The organism is Ponticaulis profundi (assembly GCF_042659465.1).
GTDB classification, from domain to species: domain Bacteria; phylum Pseudomonadota; class Alphaproteobacteria; order Caulobacterales; family Hyphomonadaceae; genus Ponticaulis; species Ponticaulis profundi.
In genome coordinates this window covers 1-813 of the sequence record NZ_JBHSSW010000064.1, presented here as the reverse complement: position 1 = coordinate 813, position 813 = coordinate 1, and the positions used below count along the sequence as shown (strand labels likewise).

1 protein-coding gene is annotated in these 813 nt (G+C 54.5%); it reads left to right on the top strand.

All coding sequences use genetic code 11. The annotated features are described in order from the left end of the window. Positions 1 to 4 precede the first annotated feature (4 nt). On the top strand, positions 5 to 813 hold an 809-nt coding region (locus tag ACFQDM_RS16000), incomplete at its 3' end, for an elongation factor Tu (RefSeq protein WP_377380738.1).

The following is an 813-nucleotide window of genomic DNA, read 5'->3' as shown; positions in this document are numbered from 1 at the left end:
GGACATGTCCAAGGCAAAGTTTGAGCGCAACAAGCCTCACGTCAACATCGGTACGATTGGTCACGTAGACCACGGTAAGACCACGCTGACTGCGGCGATCACGATGGTTCTTGCAGAAGTGACGGGTGCTGAGAAGCGTTCGTACGAAGACATCGACTCTGCGCCGGAAGAAAAAGCACGTGGTATCACGATCAACACGGCGCACGTTGAGTACGAGACGGAAAACCGTCACTACGCACACGTCGACTGCCCGGGCCACGCTGACTATGTGAAGAACATGATCACGGGTGCGGCACAGATGGATGGCGGCATTCTGGTTGTTAACGCAGCAGACGGCCCAATGCCACAGACGCGTGAGCACATTCTGCTTGCTCGTCAGGTTGGTGTTCCAGCGCTTGTTGTTTTCCTGAACAAAGTTGACCAGGTCGACGACGAAGAGCTTCTTGAGCTGGTTGAAATGGAAGTTCGCGAACTTCTGTCTTCTTACGACTTCCCAGGCGACGATATTCCGATCATCGCAGGTTCTGCTCTGGCAGCTGTTGAAGGCCGTGACGACAACATCGGTAAAGACAAGATCCTTGAGCTGATGGCTGCGGTTGACGAGTACATCCCAACACCAGAGCGTCCGGTTGACCGTCCGTTCCTGATGCCGGTTGAGGACGTGTTCTCGATCTCTGGCCGTGGTACGGTTGTGACGGGTCGTGTTGAAACAGGTATCCTGAAAGTCGGCGACGAGATCGAAATCGTCGGTATCCGTCCAACAGTATCCAAGACGACTTGTACGGGCGTTGAGATGTTCCGCAAGCTGCTCGA